Annotated in this window: 15 protein-coding genes and 1 pseudogene; 5 read left to right on the top strand and 11 right to left on the bottom strand. The window is 67.0% G+C overall.

The window, feature by feature from the left end; genetic code table 11:
• Positions 1-69: 69 nt before the first annotated feature.
• Positions 70-1,347: an MFS transporter gene (locus Q0D57_RS11195; RefSeq protein ID WP_291043295.1), complete on the top strand. Its 1,278-nt coding sequence runs from the start codon at positions 70-72 to the stop codon at positions 1,345-1,347.
• A gap of 194 nt (positions 1,348-1,541) precedes the next feature.
• Here Q0D57_RS11195 and Q0D57_RS11190 read toward each other — a convergent pair whose 3' ends face one another.
• Together Q0D57_RS11190 and Q0D57_RS11185 are read right to left on the bottom strand one after the other, a co-directional pair.
• Positions 1,542-1,937, bottom strand: a complete 396-nt coding sequence (locus Q0D57_RS11190) for a hypothetical protein (protein ID WP_291043293.1) — start codon at positions 1,935-1,937, stop codon at positions 1,542-1,544.
• Between the two features lie 196 nt (positions 1,938-2,133).
• Positions 2,134-3,759, bottom strand: a complete 1,626-nt coding sequence (locus Q0D57_RS11185) for an MFS transporter (protein ID WP_291043291.1) — start codon at positions 3,757-3,759, stop codon at positions 2,134-2,136.
• 123 nt (positions 3,760-3,882) lie between these two features.
• Between Q0D57_RS11185 and Q0D57_RS11180 the strand changes: the two genes are divergently transcribed.
• Both Q0D57_RS11180 and Q0D57_RS11175 read left to right on the top strand, forming a co-directional pair.
• Complete coding sequence (locus Q0D57_RS11180) at positions 3,883-4,287, top strand: VOC family protein (RefSeq protein WP_291043289.1); 405 nt, start codon at positions 3,883-3,885, stop codon at positions 4,285-4,287.
• A 20-nt stretch (positions 4,288-4,307) separates the two neighbouring features.
• Positions 4,308-4,589, top strand: a complete 282-nt coding sequence (locus Q0D57_RS11175; RefSeq protein ID WP_291043330.1) for a helix-turn-helix domain-containing protein — start codon at positions 4,308-4,310, stop codon at positions 4,587-4,589.
• Between the two features lie 136 nt (positions 4,590-4,725).
• On the opposite strand, the gene Q0D57_RS11170 is transcribed toward Q0D57_RS11175, so the two are convergent.
• Positions 4,726-4,947, bottom strand: a complete 222-nt coding sequence (locus tag Q0D57_RS11170; protein WP_291043286.1) for a CopG family transcriptional regulator — start codon at positions 4,945-4,947, stop codon at positions 4,726-4,728.
• A gap of 397 nt (positions 4,948-5,344) precedes the next feature.
• On the opposite strand from Q0D57_RS11170, the pseudogene Q0D57_RS11165 reads away from it, so the two are divergent.
• Together Q0D57_RS11165 and Q0D57_RS11160 are read left to right on the top strand one after the other, a co-directional pair.
• Positions 5,345-6,285: pseudogene (locus Q0D57_RS11165) on the top strand (putative oxygenase MesX).
• Positions 6,282-7,310 carry a methionine synthase gene (locus Q0D57_RS11160; RefSeq protein WP_291043282.1) on the top strand — a complete coding sequence of 343 codons (1,029 nt, stop codon included), beginning with the start codon at positions 6,282-6,284 and terminating at the stop codon, positions 7,308-7,310. The pseudogene Q0D57_RS11165 and the gene Q0D57_RS11160 overlap by 4 nt, the downstream one beginning before the upstream one ends.
• Positions 7,311-7,356: 46 nt before the next feature.
• Here the strand turns inward: Q0D57_RS11160 and Q0D57_RS11155 are convergent, their stop codons facing one another.
• The 8 genes from Q0D57_RS11155 to Q0D57_RS11120 all read right to left on the bottom strand — a co-directional run.
• Positions 7,357-8,238 (bottom strand): alpha/beta hydrolase, encoded by an 882-nt coding sequence (locus Q0D57_RS11155; RefSeq protein ID WP_291043279.1) that lies wholly within the window; start codon positions 8,236-8,238, stop codon positions 7,357-7,359.
• An 80-nt stretch (positions 8,239-8,318) separates the two neighbouring features.
• Positions 8,319-8,615 (bottom strand): HigA family addiction module antitoxin, encoded by a 297-nt coding sequence (locus tag Q0D57_RS11150; protein ID WP_291043276.1) that lies wholly within the window; start codon positions 8,613-8,615, stop codon positions 8,319-8,321.
• A gap of 47 nt (positions 8,616-8,662) precedes the next feature.
• Positions 8,663-9,055 carry a hypothetical protein gene (locus Q0D57_RS11145; protein WP_291043274.1) on the bottom strand — a complete coding sequence of 131 codons (393 nt, stop codon included), beginning with the start codon at positions 9,053-9,055 and terminating at the stop codon, positions 8,663-8,665.
• A 10-nt stretch (positions 9,056-9,065) separates the two neighbouring features.
• Positions 9,066-9,284: a type II toxin-antitoxin system HicA family toxin gene (locus Q0D57_RS11140; RefSeq protein WP_291043271.1), complete on the bottom strand. Its 219-nt coding sequence runs from the start codon at positions 9,282-9,284 to the stop codon at positions 9,066-9,068.
• A gap of 130 nt (positions 9,285-9,414) precedes the next feature.
• Complete coding sequence (locus Q0D57_RS11135; RefSeq protein ID WP_291043269.1) at positions 9,415-10,818, bottom strand: HNH endonuclease signature motif containing protein; 1,404 nt, start codon at positions 10,816-10,818, stop codon at positions 9,415-9,417.
• Between the two features lie 237 nt (positions 10,819-11,055).
• Complete coding sequence (locus Q0D57_RS11130; protein ID WP_291043264.1) at positions 11,056-11,946, bottom strand: Kiwa anti-phage protein KwaB-like domain-containing protein; 891 nt, start codon at positions 11,944-11,946, stop codon at positions 11,056-11,058.
• A 22-nt stretch (positions 11,947-11,968) separates the two neighbouring features.
• A complete protein-coding gene (locus tag Q0D57_RS11125; RefSeq protein ID WP_291043261.1) occupies positions 11,969-12,505 on the bottom strand; it encodes a hypothetical protein in 537 nt (178 codons plus the stop codon).
• A gap of 43 nt (positions 12,506-12,548) precedes the next feature.
• The coding region (locus Q0D57_RS11120; protein WP_291043258.1) for a hypothetical protein at positions 12,549-12,845 on the bottom strand (297 nt) is incomplete at its 5' end.

The raw sequence follows: 12,845 nt of genomic DNA, 5'->3' as shown, positions 1-12,845 counted from the left end.
CACTCGTCACCGATCACGGATACGAGAGATATCGGGAAGGATGTGGCGCGAAGGTCGTTGTACTCCGGCATGACCTCGAACGAGTTCGCCGCCACCGGCGCGACCGCAGCCATCACCCTCCCGTCCCCGTCCGGACCGAAGGCGCCCACGGCTGCGGGCGGCGGAACGGGCACGAACGCCAACGGTCCCGAGCGCGCCTCGTGGCTCGGCGTCGTCTCGCTCGGGCTCGGCGTCTTCGCCATCGTGATGGCCGAGTTCCTCCCCGCGAGCCTCCTCACCCGCGTCGCCTCCGACCTCGGCGTCACCGAGGGGGTCGCCGGGCAGTCGGTGAGCATCACGGCTGTCGTCGCCGCCATCGCCGGACTCACGATCCCCGTGCTGCTGCCGCGCGTCGACCGCCGGCACCTCATGCTCGGGCTCTCCGCGCTCGCCGTGGTCTCCGACGTGCTCGTCGCCCTCGCCCCGAACTACCCGGTGCTCCTCGCCGCCCGCGTGCTCCTCGGCATCTCGCTCGGAGGCTTCTGGGCACTCGCGATCTCGATCACCGCCCGCCTCGTCCCCGCCGACCGCCTCGGCCGCGGCCTCACCGTGGTCAACATGGGCGTCTCGCTCGCCACGGTCGCCGCCATCCCGCTCGGCACCTGGCTGGGGGAGCTGTGGGGGTGGCGCGCCGTCTTCGTGCTCGCGGCCGGCGTCGGCGTGATCGCCGTCGTCGTGCAGGCACTCGTGCTGCCGTCGGTGCGCTCGATCACGGCCACGGGGTTCCGCCCGCTGCTCGCGACCCTGCGCTCGCGCCTCATCCTCATCGGTCTCGTCTCGACGGCGCTCATTGCGGCCGGACACTTCACGGGCTTCACCTACATCCGCCCGGCCGCCACCGACATCGGCGGCCTCGACGCGTCGCAGCTGGCCGTACTCCTCGTGGTGTACGGAGCAGCGGTCTTCGCGGGCAACCTCGTGGCGGGCCCCCTCGCCGACAAGCGGATGCGCGTGGCCGTGCTCGTCTTCCCCGTCGCCATCGCGGCGGCCATGGTCACCTTCGCGCTGGCGGGGTCGACCACGGCGGGCATCGTCGTCGCGGTGGCGCTCTGGGGTCTCGGCTTCGGCGCCGTGCCCACGACGCTCACCACGTGGATGGCGCGAGTCGAGCCCGACCGGCTCGAGAGCGTCGGCGGACTCCAGTCGGCCACGTTCCAGCTCGCCATCGCGCTCGGCGCCATCGTCGGGGGGCTCCTCGTCGACGGGATCGGGGTGCAGACGGCGTTCCTCGTGGGAGGGGCCTCGGCGCTCCTCGGGGCGATCCTGCTCGTGTCGATCAAGCCGCGGGCGGCTGCGTTCCGGGGCTGACGGGGACTGTTGCCGGCTGTTGCCGGCTGGGGCCGGGGCTGCTCGGGGTGGCCGGCGCGGGATGGATGATCCAGTCGAGGCGCGATCCCGCATCCGCTTCGCGGACGCCCGCCAGCATCCCGAGCCAGCGCCTCGACCGGATCACCCATCCCGCGCCGGCCGGTCGAACCGGGAGGGGGCGAGTGGTCGGGTGCCTAGGCGGCTGCTGCTTGGGCGGCTTCCTTGAGGAGCTGGCCTGCACGCTGCTTCGAGATGTGGAGGACGGCGCCGATGTCGTCCAGGGTGAGTCCGCCCGCTCGAAGCTCGAGCACCGCTGCTCTGGCCTTGGTGGCCGCGAGGGCGTTGTAGTGGCGGGACAGTTCGCGGGCCTCGTCGGCGCTCTCGATCTCCGTGGCGGCGGCCTCGGGAACGATCAGTCGGAGGTCGAACTCGATCGACGACTCCGGTTCGCCTGTGACGAAGGCGATCGCCTCGACGATCTCGACAGCGTGGCTCAGTCGCTTCACCTGGGAGATGGCCCCAGGCGCGTCGACGGCCTGCAGCACCCACCACTTGCCGGTCCACTCAGCGGTCACGTCGAAGCGGCTCATCGCCACCACCCCTTTGAGTGGTCGCGGATGCTGCACTGAGGATCGCCCGTCGATTGTTCCGGGGACAGGTGTGCGGTGCTCGCCATGCGGTGTCGCAACTCGTTCTCCTACTCTCATCGTTCGTGTTCGACTGAACAGCTGCACGTAGGGAGTCCGGCCAGTGTAAGTCTGGGCGCAGACATCGAGGAAACCTGTTTCAGTGGCGCTGCTCGGTGCCGGCGGAGCGTTTGCGGGTCGGGGCGCCTCCGAGCGAGAGGGTGGCCGCGAAGCCCACGGCGAGGAAGCCCGCCGCCGAGAACGCGGCGAGCCGGGTGCCGTCCGAGAAGGCCGTCTTCGCGTCGTCCACCACCGCACTCATCGACGGGTCCTTCTCGAGCCCCGCGATCGCCGCGCCCGAGCTGTCGACCACCTGTGAGACGAGGTGCTGGCGGGCGTCGTCCGCGACGCCGTTCTCGGCGAGCAGGGAGTCGAACTGCACCGCCGTGGAGGTGAAGAGCACGGTGCCGAGCACGGCAATCCCGAGCGCCGAGCCGATCTGCCGGGCGGTGCTCTGCGTGCCGGAGCCCTGCCCGCTCTGCGAGACGGGCACGTCCTTCAGCACGACCCCGGTGAGCTGGGCGGTCGCGAGTCCCACCCCGAACCCGTAGACGAAGAGGAACGGGATGAGCACCCACCACTCGGTGGCGGGACCGATGACGAACCCGAGCCCCGCCACCCCCACGATCTCGGCGGCGAGCCCCACCCGCACGATCGCCACCGCCGGGATCCGGTTGCCGAACGAGCCGGCGAATCCGGAGGCGACGAACGATCCCACGGCCAGCGCCACGAGTATGAGCCCCGTCTGCAGGGCGTCGAACCCCAGCACGTTCTGCAGCCACAGCGGCAACGACAGGATGATGCCGAACTCGCCGAGCGACACGATCATCGCGGCCAGGTTGCCGTTGCGGAAGCTCGGGATGCGGAAGAGGTCGAACGCGAGCATCGTGCTCCGGCCCTGTCGCATCCGGTGCCGCCCCCACAGCACGAACCCGACACCCGCGACGATCGTGACGGCGAAGGCCACGGGGACGGGGGAGAGGGCGAACGGCCACGTCCACCCACCGATCGTGGGCGCGGTCTCGGTCAGCCACCAGCCGTAGGTGCGCCCCTGGATGAGGCCGAAGACGAGCGTGGCGCTCGTGACGACGGAGAGGACGGCGCCCACGACGTCGATCCGCTGCGTCGCATCGCCCGCCTGCGAATCCGGCGACTCGTGGGACGAACGCGACTCGCGCACGAAGACGAGCACGCCCACGATGATCACGATGCCGAGCGGGATGTTGATGCCGAAGGCCCACCGCCACGAGAAGTAGGTGGTGAGCCAGCCGCCGAGCAGGGGCCCGACCGCGGTCATGCCGCCGATGGTCGACCCCCACACGGCGAAGGCGATCGCGCGCTCGCGGCCGCGGAAGGTGGCGTTGATGATCGAGAGCGTGGTCGGCAGGACCATCGCCCCGCCCACGCCCTGCACCACGCGGGCGGCGATGAGCAGGTCGCCCGTGGGGGCGGTGGCGGCGAGGATGCTCGCGCCCGCGAAGATCGCGACGCCGAGGATGAGCATGCGGCGCCGCCCGAAGCGGTCGGCGAGCGTTCCGAACACGAGCAGCAGCGCGGCGAACACGAGCGTGTACGACTCCTGCACCCACTGCACCTGCGTCGACGAGATGCCGAGATCGTCGATGATCGAGGGGATCGCGACGTTCACGATCGTCGAGTCGACGATGATCAGGGCCACCGCGATGCTGATGAAGACGAGGCCCAGCCACTTCGATCGCGCAGCCATCGCGGATTCCTTTCGCTTGCGTTAACTAGATCGCTAATCAGCTTAGCGACTTTCGTCCACATACACCCCTCGAACGATCACGTCGCTCTTGACGCCATACTTGTCTTTTGCAAGTGTTGCGGCATGAGCCTCTTCATCACCTGCCCCGTCGACAGCGTCGACCGCGCCACCGCCTTCTACACCGCCCTCGGCTGGACCCTCAACGCCGAGATGTCCGACCACAACGTCTCGTGCTTCTCGATCGCCCGCGAGCAGTACGTCATGCTCGGCAGCCGCGAGATGTACGCGAGCGTCGGCGCCACGGAGGCGTTGATCGGCGCGCCGGACACCCCCTCGAAGGTCACGGTCTCGTTCGATCTCCCCAGCCGCGAGGCCGTCGACGAACTCGTCGAGCGCGCGGGCGCGGCGGGTGGCCGGATCGGCGACACCGACGACTACCCCTTCATGTACCAGCGCCAGTTCGACGACCCCGACGGCTACCACTACTCGCCGTTCTGGATGAAGCCGGACGTCGATCCGGCGGCGTGAGCGACCGTGTGAGCGACCGCGTGAGCGATCTCGCCGCCGCTCTCGAGGTCGTCGGGGCGCGGTGGGCCCTGCTCATCGTGGGGCGCCTGCTCGACGGACCGCAGCGCTACGGCGACCTCCAGCGCGACCTCGGCGTGCCCACGAACATCCTCGCCACCCGGCTGCGCGAGCTCGAGGCGGCGGGCGTCCTCACCCGCCTGCCCCTCCACCACAACACCCGCGCCTACGCCCTCACCCCCCGCGGCCTGGCCCTCCGCGACGCCATAGCCGCACTCGAGCACTGGGCCGCCGAGCAGCCGTGATGGTGGCGGAGACCTCACGCGCCCGTGTGCTCAGTAAGCCATTGACCGGTGCACAACGTCGAAGGCGCAGCGACAGTGCGGTAGACCTTGCGGAGGGTCTTGTCGAACTCGGAGCTGGTCTCGATGGACCAGGTGGTCAGAGCCCGAGCTCGCGGCGGATCTCCTCGACAGGACGCGTTTTCTGATCAGACGCCCGCCGGGTGCGAGCAGCTCGCTCGGCCCAGGCGGTCTCCTCGATCTCGTCGAGGTGCAGCGAGATGGCGTCGTGGACGACATCCTCGGTGGGCCTTCCGGTTCGTACCGCCACGGCCTCGAGACGGCGCTTCTCTTCGTCATTCAGATCGATCGAGAGCGCCACGTCATCTCCTTCGCGCGGTCGCAGATGTTGTCCCGAGGATACTCGATTGCCGAACACGGAGGCCTTGACTCTCTGGATACGCACGTTGCTCCTACTTCTCTCGCGGTCGAACGACCAGGCGGATGTAGGGAACGGGGCAAGCGTATCGGGTCGGAGTCTCAACACACCTTGTAACGGGAGGTCATCCACCCCGCAGATCCCGCCGCCCTGCCCTAGCCTGGGGGAGCAGTGCGCACAACGAAGCCTCGCGTCCCCTCCGGGACACGCCTGCGACACCCCCAGTCCGTGGAGTCGCGCCGTCGTGGCTTCCAGAATCGAGGAGCACCGCCATGGTCACCATCATGAACGCCCACACCGTCGGCGGAGCCCCCGCCCGAGCCTCGGCGGATTCCTGTCGATGACGAACCTGACCTTCTCCCTCGACAGCACCCGTTTCGACGAGGACTACCGCCCCCTCGCCAACTCCCGCATCACCACGAACTTCGCCAACCTCGCCCGCGGCGAGAAGCGGCAGGAGAACCTCCGCAACACCTTCGCCATGATCGACGGCCGTCTCAACGACCTGGCTCAGGACGGCAACGAAGACGGAACGCGCTACTCCCTCGAGCTCGACATCATCTCGGTGAGCGTCGACATCGACGGCGAGGGCCTCCGCGACGCCGTCCCGATCATCGAAGTGCTGCAGACCACCATCGTCGACAGCCGGTCGGGCGACCGCATCCCGGGCATCGTCGGCAACAACTTCTCCTCCTACGTGCGCGACTACGACTTCAGCGTCGTCCTCCCCGCCGGCCGGCCCGCCGACTTCGGAGACCTGCACGGCAACCTCTTCAAGGCCTTTCTGGCCTCGGATGCCTACGCGCAGCATTTCGACAAGCCGCCCGTCATCTGCCTGAGCGTCTCGACCAGCAAGACCGCCAGAGCGAGTACTCGCAGACGGATGCCTACTTCGCGAAGATGGGCCTCGGCGTGCGCTTCTTCATGCCGCCGGGCAGCGTGGCCCCGCTGGCCTTCTACCACCTCGGCGATCTGCTCGCCGACTACAGCGACCTCGAGCTGGCCGCCCTCATCAGCACGATGGAGACCTTCCAGAAGATCTACCGACCCGAGATCTACAACGCGAACCAGCCGGCGGGGGAGTCGTACCAGGCGAGCCTCACGAACCCGGACTTCACGCCCCTCCCGATCGCCTACGACCGCGAAGAGCGCAGCCGGCTCGCACGGGAGCAGGGCGCGTTCGCCGAGGAGCACTTCATCACCCCGCACAAGACGGCCCTCGAGCAGTGGTCGACGGCCTTCGCGGCACAGGATCTCGCACTGCAAGGAGAACGTTCATGACCAAGCTGCTCCCCACCTCCACCGCCGGCAGCCTGCCCAAGCCCTCGTGGCTCGCGGAGCCCGAGAAGCTCTGGTCGCCCTGGAAGCTCGACGGCGACGTGCTGTCGGAGGGCCGGCACGACGCCCTGCGCCTGTCGCTGACGGATCAGCAGCAGGCGGGCATCGACATCGTGAGCGACGGCGAGCAGACCCGCCAGCACTTCGTCACCACGTTCATCGAGCACCTCAGCGGGGTGGACTTCGAGAAGCGCGAGACGGTCCGCATCCGGGATCGCTACGACGCGTCGGTGCCCACGGTCGTGGGTGCGGTGACGCGCGAGCGGCCGGTCTTCGTCGACGACGCCCGCTTCCTCCGCTCGCAGACCGACCAACCCATCAAGTGGGCGCTGCCCGGCCCCATGACGATGGTCGACACCCTCTACGACGCCCACTACGGCAGCCGCGAGAAGCTCGCGTGGGAGTTCGCGACCATCCTCAACCAGGAGGCTCGCGAGCTGCAGGATGCGGGCGTCGACATCATCCAGTTCGACGAGCCCGCGTTCAACGTCTTCTTCGACGAGGTGAACGACTGGGGTGTGGCCGCGCTGGAGAAGGCGATCGAGGGTCTCACCTGCGAGACGGCGGTGCACGTCTGCTACGGCTACGGCATCAAGGCCAACACCGACTGGAAGGAGACCCTCGGGGCGGAGTGGCGCCAGTACGAGGAGATCTTCCCGAAGCTCCAGGCCTCCGACATCGACATCGTCTCCCTCGAGAGCCAGAACTCGCACGTGCCCATCGACCTCATCGAGCTCATCCGCGGCAAGAAGGTCATGGTCGGGGCGATCGACGTGGCCACCACCGACATCGAGACCCCGGAGCAGGTGGCCGACACCCTGCGCCAGGCCCTCCAGTTCGTCGACCCCGAGAACCTCTACCCCTCCACCAACTGCGGCATGGCCCCCCTGCCCCGCAGCGTAGCCCGCGGCAAGCTCGCCGCACTCGGAGCGGGAGCGGCGCTGCTGCGCGCGGAGCTGTCGGCGTAGGTCACGGCAGCCCTCGGTTCGCGGTCGCGTCCGGGTGTCTCGTGGGTCACTTCACGAGCGCCAGGACCGCCTCGCTGAACGCCGCCGGGTCCTCCTGCGGCGGGTTGTGCCCGGCCCCGGGCAGCACGACCCGCTGGAAGGGCCCGGAGAAGTAGGACTCATCCTCCGACGAGTCAAACCAGCCGAACCCGTCCGCTCCGCTGTCGACGGAGACGGTGGGCACGGAGATGACGGGCAGCTCCGCAAGGCGACGCTCGAGGTCGTCGTAGCGGGGATCCCCGTCGGTCAGTCCGAAGCGGTGCCGGTAGGAGTGCACGGCCACGTCGACGAAGTCGGGGTTGTGCAGGCTGGGTACCGAGGCCGCGAAGGCCTCGTCGGCCTCGGCCCACGCCGGGGACCAGTCGCGCCACAGCCCGCGACACAGTTCGTCGCGGTACCGCTCGAGACCGCGCCGGCCCCGCTCGGAGTGGAGGTAGTACTGGTACCACGCCAGCTTCTCGTCGTGAGGAGCGGCCGGTTCGACGGATCCCGCGATGTCCTGGAGGGCGTAGCCACCGACCGTGACCAGTCCGTCGATCCGCTCGGGGAAGAGTGCCGCGGCGACGCACGCGGCCCGCCCACCCCAGTCGTACCCGGCGACGATTGCCCGCTCGATGCCGAGGGCATCCAAGAGGTCGACCACGTCCCGGCCTATCGCCGCCTGCTGCCCGGAGCGCATCGTCTCGTCGGAGAGGAACCGCGTCGGCCCGTAGCCGCGCAGATACGGTGCGACCACCCGAACGCCGGCCGCGGCGAGCCGAGGTGCGACCTCGTCGTAGGACCGCACGTCGTAGGGGAACCCGTGCAGCAGCACCACCGTCTCCCCGCCCGGCTCGTACCCCACCCGCAGCAGCGTCGTCTCGACGAACTGCACGTCACTGATCGGCATTCCGGCACCCTTCGCTCGACCCCGTTCCAGCAACCCTACGGCTGCTGGCCGACACGGCAACCGTCTGCTCCTGGGCCGACTCAGGCGCTGAGCAGCGGAACGATCCGGTCGAGCTCCCCGGCCTTCGCTTCGGAGACCAACTCCAAGTCGTAACGGGTCTGCAGGTTCGTCCAGAACCGGTCAGATGTGCCGAACGCCCGAGCGAGACGAGCAGCGGTATCGGGGGAGACGCCGCGCTTGCCGTGAACGATCTCGTTGATCCGCCGAGCGGGCACGTTGATGGCCTGCGCCAGCCGGTACTGGCTGATCTCCAGCGGCTTCAGGAACTCCTCGAGAAGGATCTCTCCGGGGTGGATCGGTGCGTGTGCGGTGGTCATGGGCGCCCTCCTTTCCGTGGTCGTCGATCGGATGCTGTGCTGCCGGTTCACGATGCTCGGGCGAGTTGACTGATCCTCTGCGGCGAGAGGCCCAACAACCGCGCGGCGTCTGCTTTGCTGATGTGCTCCTCCTGGAGAGCGGCAACCGCACTTCGTCGAAGTGCTGCAGCGGCCTTCGCGTCTTCGCGTGCTCGTGCATCGGCCTCGTTGGCCTGATCCCACAGCCGAGCAGCTCGCTCAGGGAGATCGAGTGCGACGGTGACGTTCAGCGTCGATTCGTCCACGTCGAGCCAGAGCGCAGCAACTTCGAGGGCGATCTCGTCGATCTCCTTGATCGTGCGCGCCTGACCCGAGGTGCCGAGCTCGGGGAACTCGATGTACCACCAACGGCCATCGCGTCGAGCGCGTGCCTTCACGTCTGTCTTGCCTTTCGTCGCCATTCTTCGTCTCCTATCGCCAGTTGTAGGGAGTGTGCGGGAGCTTCTTGATCAAGTCGCCGATGATGCCGGCGGACACCTCGCTGTGATGCGGGATGCTGTGTTTGTCGTTGGGTGACGATGAGTCCGGGACTCCCCAGATCTCATGGTCGCCTTTGCCTCGACGGATGAGCACCCACCCGTTCGCTCGCACCGCCTTGATCACATCGCGATACTTCTGCGGGCGCGGCATAGGTTGAGTATAGACCGGTCTTGATATCAACCTCTAGTCCGCCATAGATATCGAGAAGCGAAGCTACGTCACGCAATGCCCGCGGCGGATTCCGACATCATCACGCACAGCACTCCGCGCAGAGTTGCGCTCAGGCGGCCTCGCGCCGCAGCCTGCCCGTGCGGCGGCGCGTGGTGGGGATCGGCACCTGCTCGATGTCGACCCAGCGAGGCGGCACGATGTGGGGCACCCCTTCGAGCATCACGAGCTTCCACGCTGACCGGTGCAGGTGGCGGTGATGGAAGTGGCAGAGCAGCATCCCGTTGTCGATGTCGGTGCGCCCCGGTGGATGATCGTCGGAGACCCACTCGTCCGCATGATGCGTCTCGCAGAACGACGGCGGCCGATCGCACTCGGGCCACACGCATCCGCCGTCTCGCGCGGCGAGCGCCCGATTCTGGGCCGCGGTGAAGAGCCGCTTCGACTTGCCATGGTGGAGCACCTCGCCCCGGTTGCCGAAGAGGGTCGCGGCGATGGGGGAGTGGCAGCGCAGCTGGGCCACGGTGGAGGCGGGGACGGGCTGGTCGATGCCGTCGATCCACCCGACTCCGCTTCCCGCCTCGAGGTCGTCTAGGGAGATGTGCACGTTGACAGTGGTGGTGGCGCCGTTGATGCGGGGCATCTCGGGAGCGTCGGCGGCACGCGCGATGAGTTCGGTGACGGTGTCAGCGTTCTTCTGCGCCTGCGTACGGGTGTCGGCGGTCGCGGTCTGCGCCACGAACTCGGAGTCGCTCATAAACCGCGGGCCGCCACTAGATGAACTGGTCACCCGCGGACTCTGCATCGCCTGGATGCTCGCCAGCCACACCCCGCCCTGCTCGGGCGTGAGCGCGAACCGCCCGCGGATCATGCCGTCGTGAGCCTGCGCCATGGTGAGCGAGCGCTGCTGCTGGTGCACCTCATCCCGAGGCTCGGCACCGTCAGGGTCGACGACCTCACGGAGGCGGATGGCGAGCTTGGCCGTCTGATCCGTAGTCAGCCGAAGCGCACGGGTCTCGCCGACGAGCGTCTGCTCGGCACGGGCCACGACGACGGGGGAGCACCCGCGCTCCGCGAGAGCGACGCAGTGCCGAACGATGACTGAAGCCGTCTCGACGCCGAGCACGCCCTCATCGAGCCCCCGCGCGACGAACGGGAACGGCGCCGGCCCCTCCCCGCCACCCAGGAGCACGGCCCCGCGAAGTCTCCGCCCCATCTCGAGTCGTGCTTTGCTCTCGCGCACCGAGCTGCCGGTGACGCTGGCGACGAGCTTGACGACACTCGTGAAGTTCTGCGCCCGACTCAGCCCCTCGTCGCCGAGCTCCCGCCGCGACCGCACCCCGACCTCCCCGGCAACCCGCACCTGCACTGCCCCGACGACCCGCCCGACCCCTTCGACAGCGGCCATCACTTCAAGCAACTCGTCGTCGCCGACCCCCGCCAGCCCCGCACCGATCTCCCTCGAGACGACCCGGAGATCGTCCGCGATCTCCCGAAGTCGCGCGGCTGTCACCATACTGAGATTCTATCAGAATTACCTGATCAAAGCTCGTTTGTTTGCGCGGGTGGGCGTCGTGGGGTGGATGATCCGGTCGAGTCATAGTCCCCTCGTCCGCTCCGCGGCCTCCCGCCAGACCCGAGCCAATGACACGACCGAATCACCCACCCCACGACGCCCGGTTCCGGGGCGGCGGGACGATCGGCGCTCCGGAACTGAAGGGGAAATGGCGGATGATCGGGTGTGAACGCATTGCTAACTGGGAGTTCCAAGCCGCTGCTTCCCGCTCGCCGCGTACGGCTGATTGGAGAAATCGCCTTCGAACAGATCTTCATTGAGGAAGCGGACAAGGTCCTGAATAGTGTCCGCGTTGAAATCGAGCTCACCGCCGGGCATGTATGTATCTGCGTCGAGGCCATGCGCCTCCAGTTTCTCTCTTACAACGGACGGAGTCAGTGCGTTGAAGTATGGGCGCCGAATAATGCTTGTCACCTTCCTCCGGATGACGCCGTTGCGCCTGACCACCACTTCCAGCGCTTCCGTACTTGCCGGGGTGCTGGGCAACTGTGAAGTGAGAGCTTCAGACCACTCCCGAGCTCGGGCGAGCACAGCCTCGGACTCCCGAAAGAGGACCTCGAAGTCCGAGTAGTCGAGGATGATCATCTGCTCGTTCGCGATCACCAGATCGAAGTGCGCGTCGAAGGCGAATAGCGGTTCCGTAAGACGCGCGAGGGCATCATCGAAAAGGCCGGCTATAAGTGGCTTGCTCGCGAGCTGAACAGGGTTGTTCTTGTGCACGAAGACTGTTCTCTCGTCATCGACACCAAATATCAGTGCCCAACAAATGATCCGCCGGTGGAGATCTTCTCCGGTTGCGCTGGGATGAGACCCTCCGCGGGACAATGATTGGAGGAGTTCGGTGTCAAATGCTTCATCGAGCGACGCCACTCGCTGCGGATCCTCTTCCTCGGGTGGCTCATCAGGATCATACGAGGGCGCATCGGTCCGCAGACCAGCTGCGCAATCCGAAGCAAATTCCTGCAAGGTCGATGCGACGTCGCCGCCGATCTTGACAACCCGCCCGTGTACGACCGCTCCCTGCCGCCAGTGGACGGTCAATACCGGTTGCCCGCTTACGTCAACCATTCGTTCGCTCCCCCTGTTCTTGTCATTGATCTCGGTCGTATCGACTTTGCTGATTCACGGGCGTATATCTCCGCATCACCGAGACGTCGGTCTGAAGTCGGGTGACCCAGATCACTTCGCCGGCGATCGGCATCTTTCGGATGACGACATAGTCTGCGTAGCCCTCGCTGTCTGTCACCCGGATGATTCGTCGCCCCGAAAGATAGAGAAGTGGGTTGATTTGCACCGCGCCCGTGGACGCAGTGATGACCCCTGCGACAACGAGAAATATGCCGTACGCGACCAAATCAGACGCAGCGGGGTCCGGTGAGACGACAAAGGGGAGAAGGTAGCTGACCAGGTATGCACCCGCCTCAGGGCCGGGCCCTTCGGCTCTTGCGACAGTTCGCGGAGTGAGGGTGGATCGCGAGTCCAACATAAAGATCGCGATCAGCGCAAGAACTCCAAGGACGGATAGGCCGCCCAGAACTAGTTTGAGTGTCCAGCTATCCAACCGGATGGCGAGCAGCGCGAACAGGAGCGCGTAGGACGAGAAGACGAGCAACGGCTTGGCCAGCATGAACACCTCCCGGATGTCCAGATAGTACGTGTTGCCGCCGACATCACACCACCCAACCTCGCTGCTGGTTGATTTTGGATCGCCACTCAGTCGTTACTGAGAACTGGAACATCACTGTGGATTCGTCTTCCACCGCGTAGAGCTCGCCGTCTCGACCACCATCCCCCGACGGAGATGCAGTCGTGCGGAAATGGGTACTCGGCCGCAAGAAACTCCGAGGTGTCGGCGGCGGTTGAAAACTGGACAGTTGTGGCGGTGAAAAGTGAACACTCGACGATTGGAGAGTGATCACTTTGGAAGATTGGGCGCTGATCAGGCGGCTGGCGGCAGAGGGCGTGCC

The organism is Herbiconiux sp. (assembly GCF_023264895.1).
Classification (GTDB): domain Bacteria; phylum Actinomycetota; class Actinomycetes; order Actinomycetales; family Microbacteriaceae; genus Herbiconiux.
Note: the sequence above shows the minus strand (reverse complement) of the source record. Positions and strands in the feature narration are given on the sequence as shown.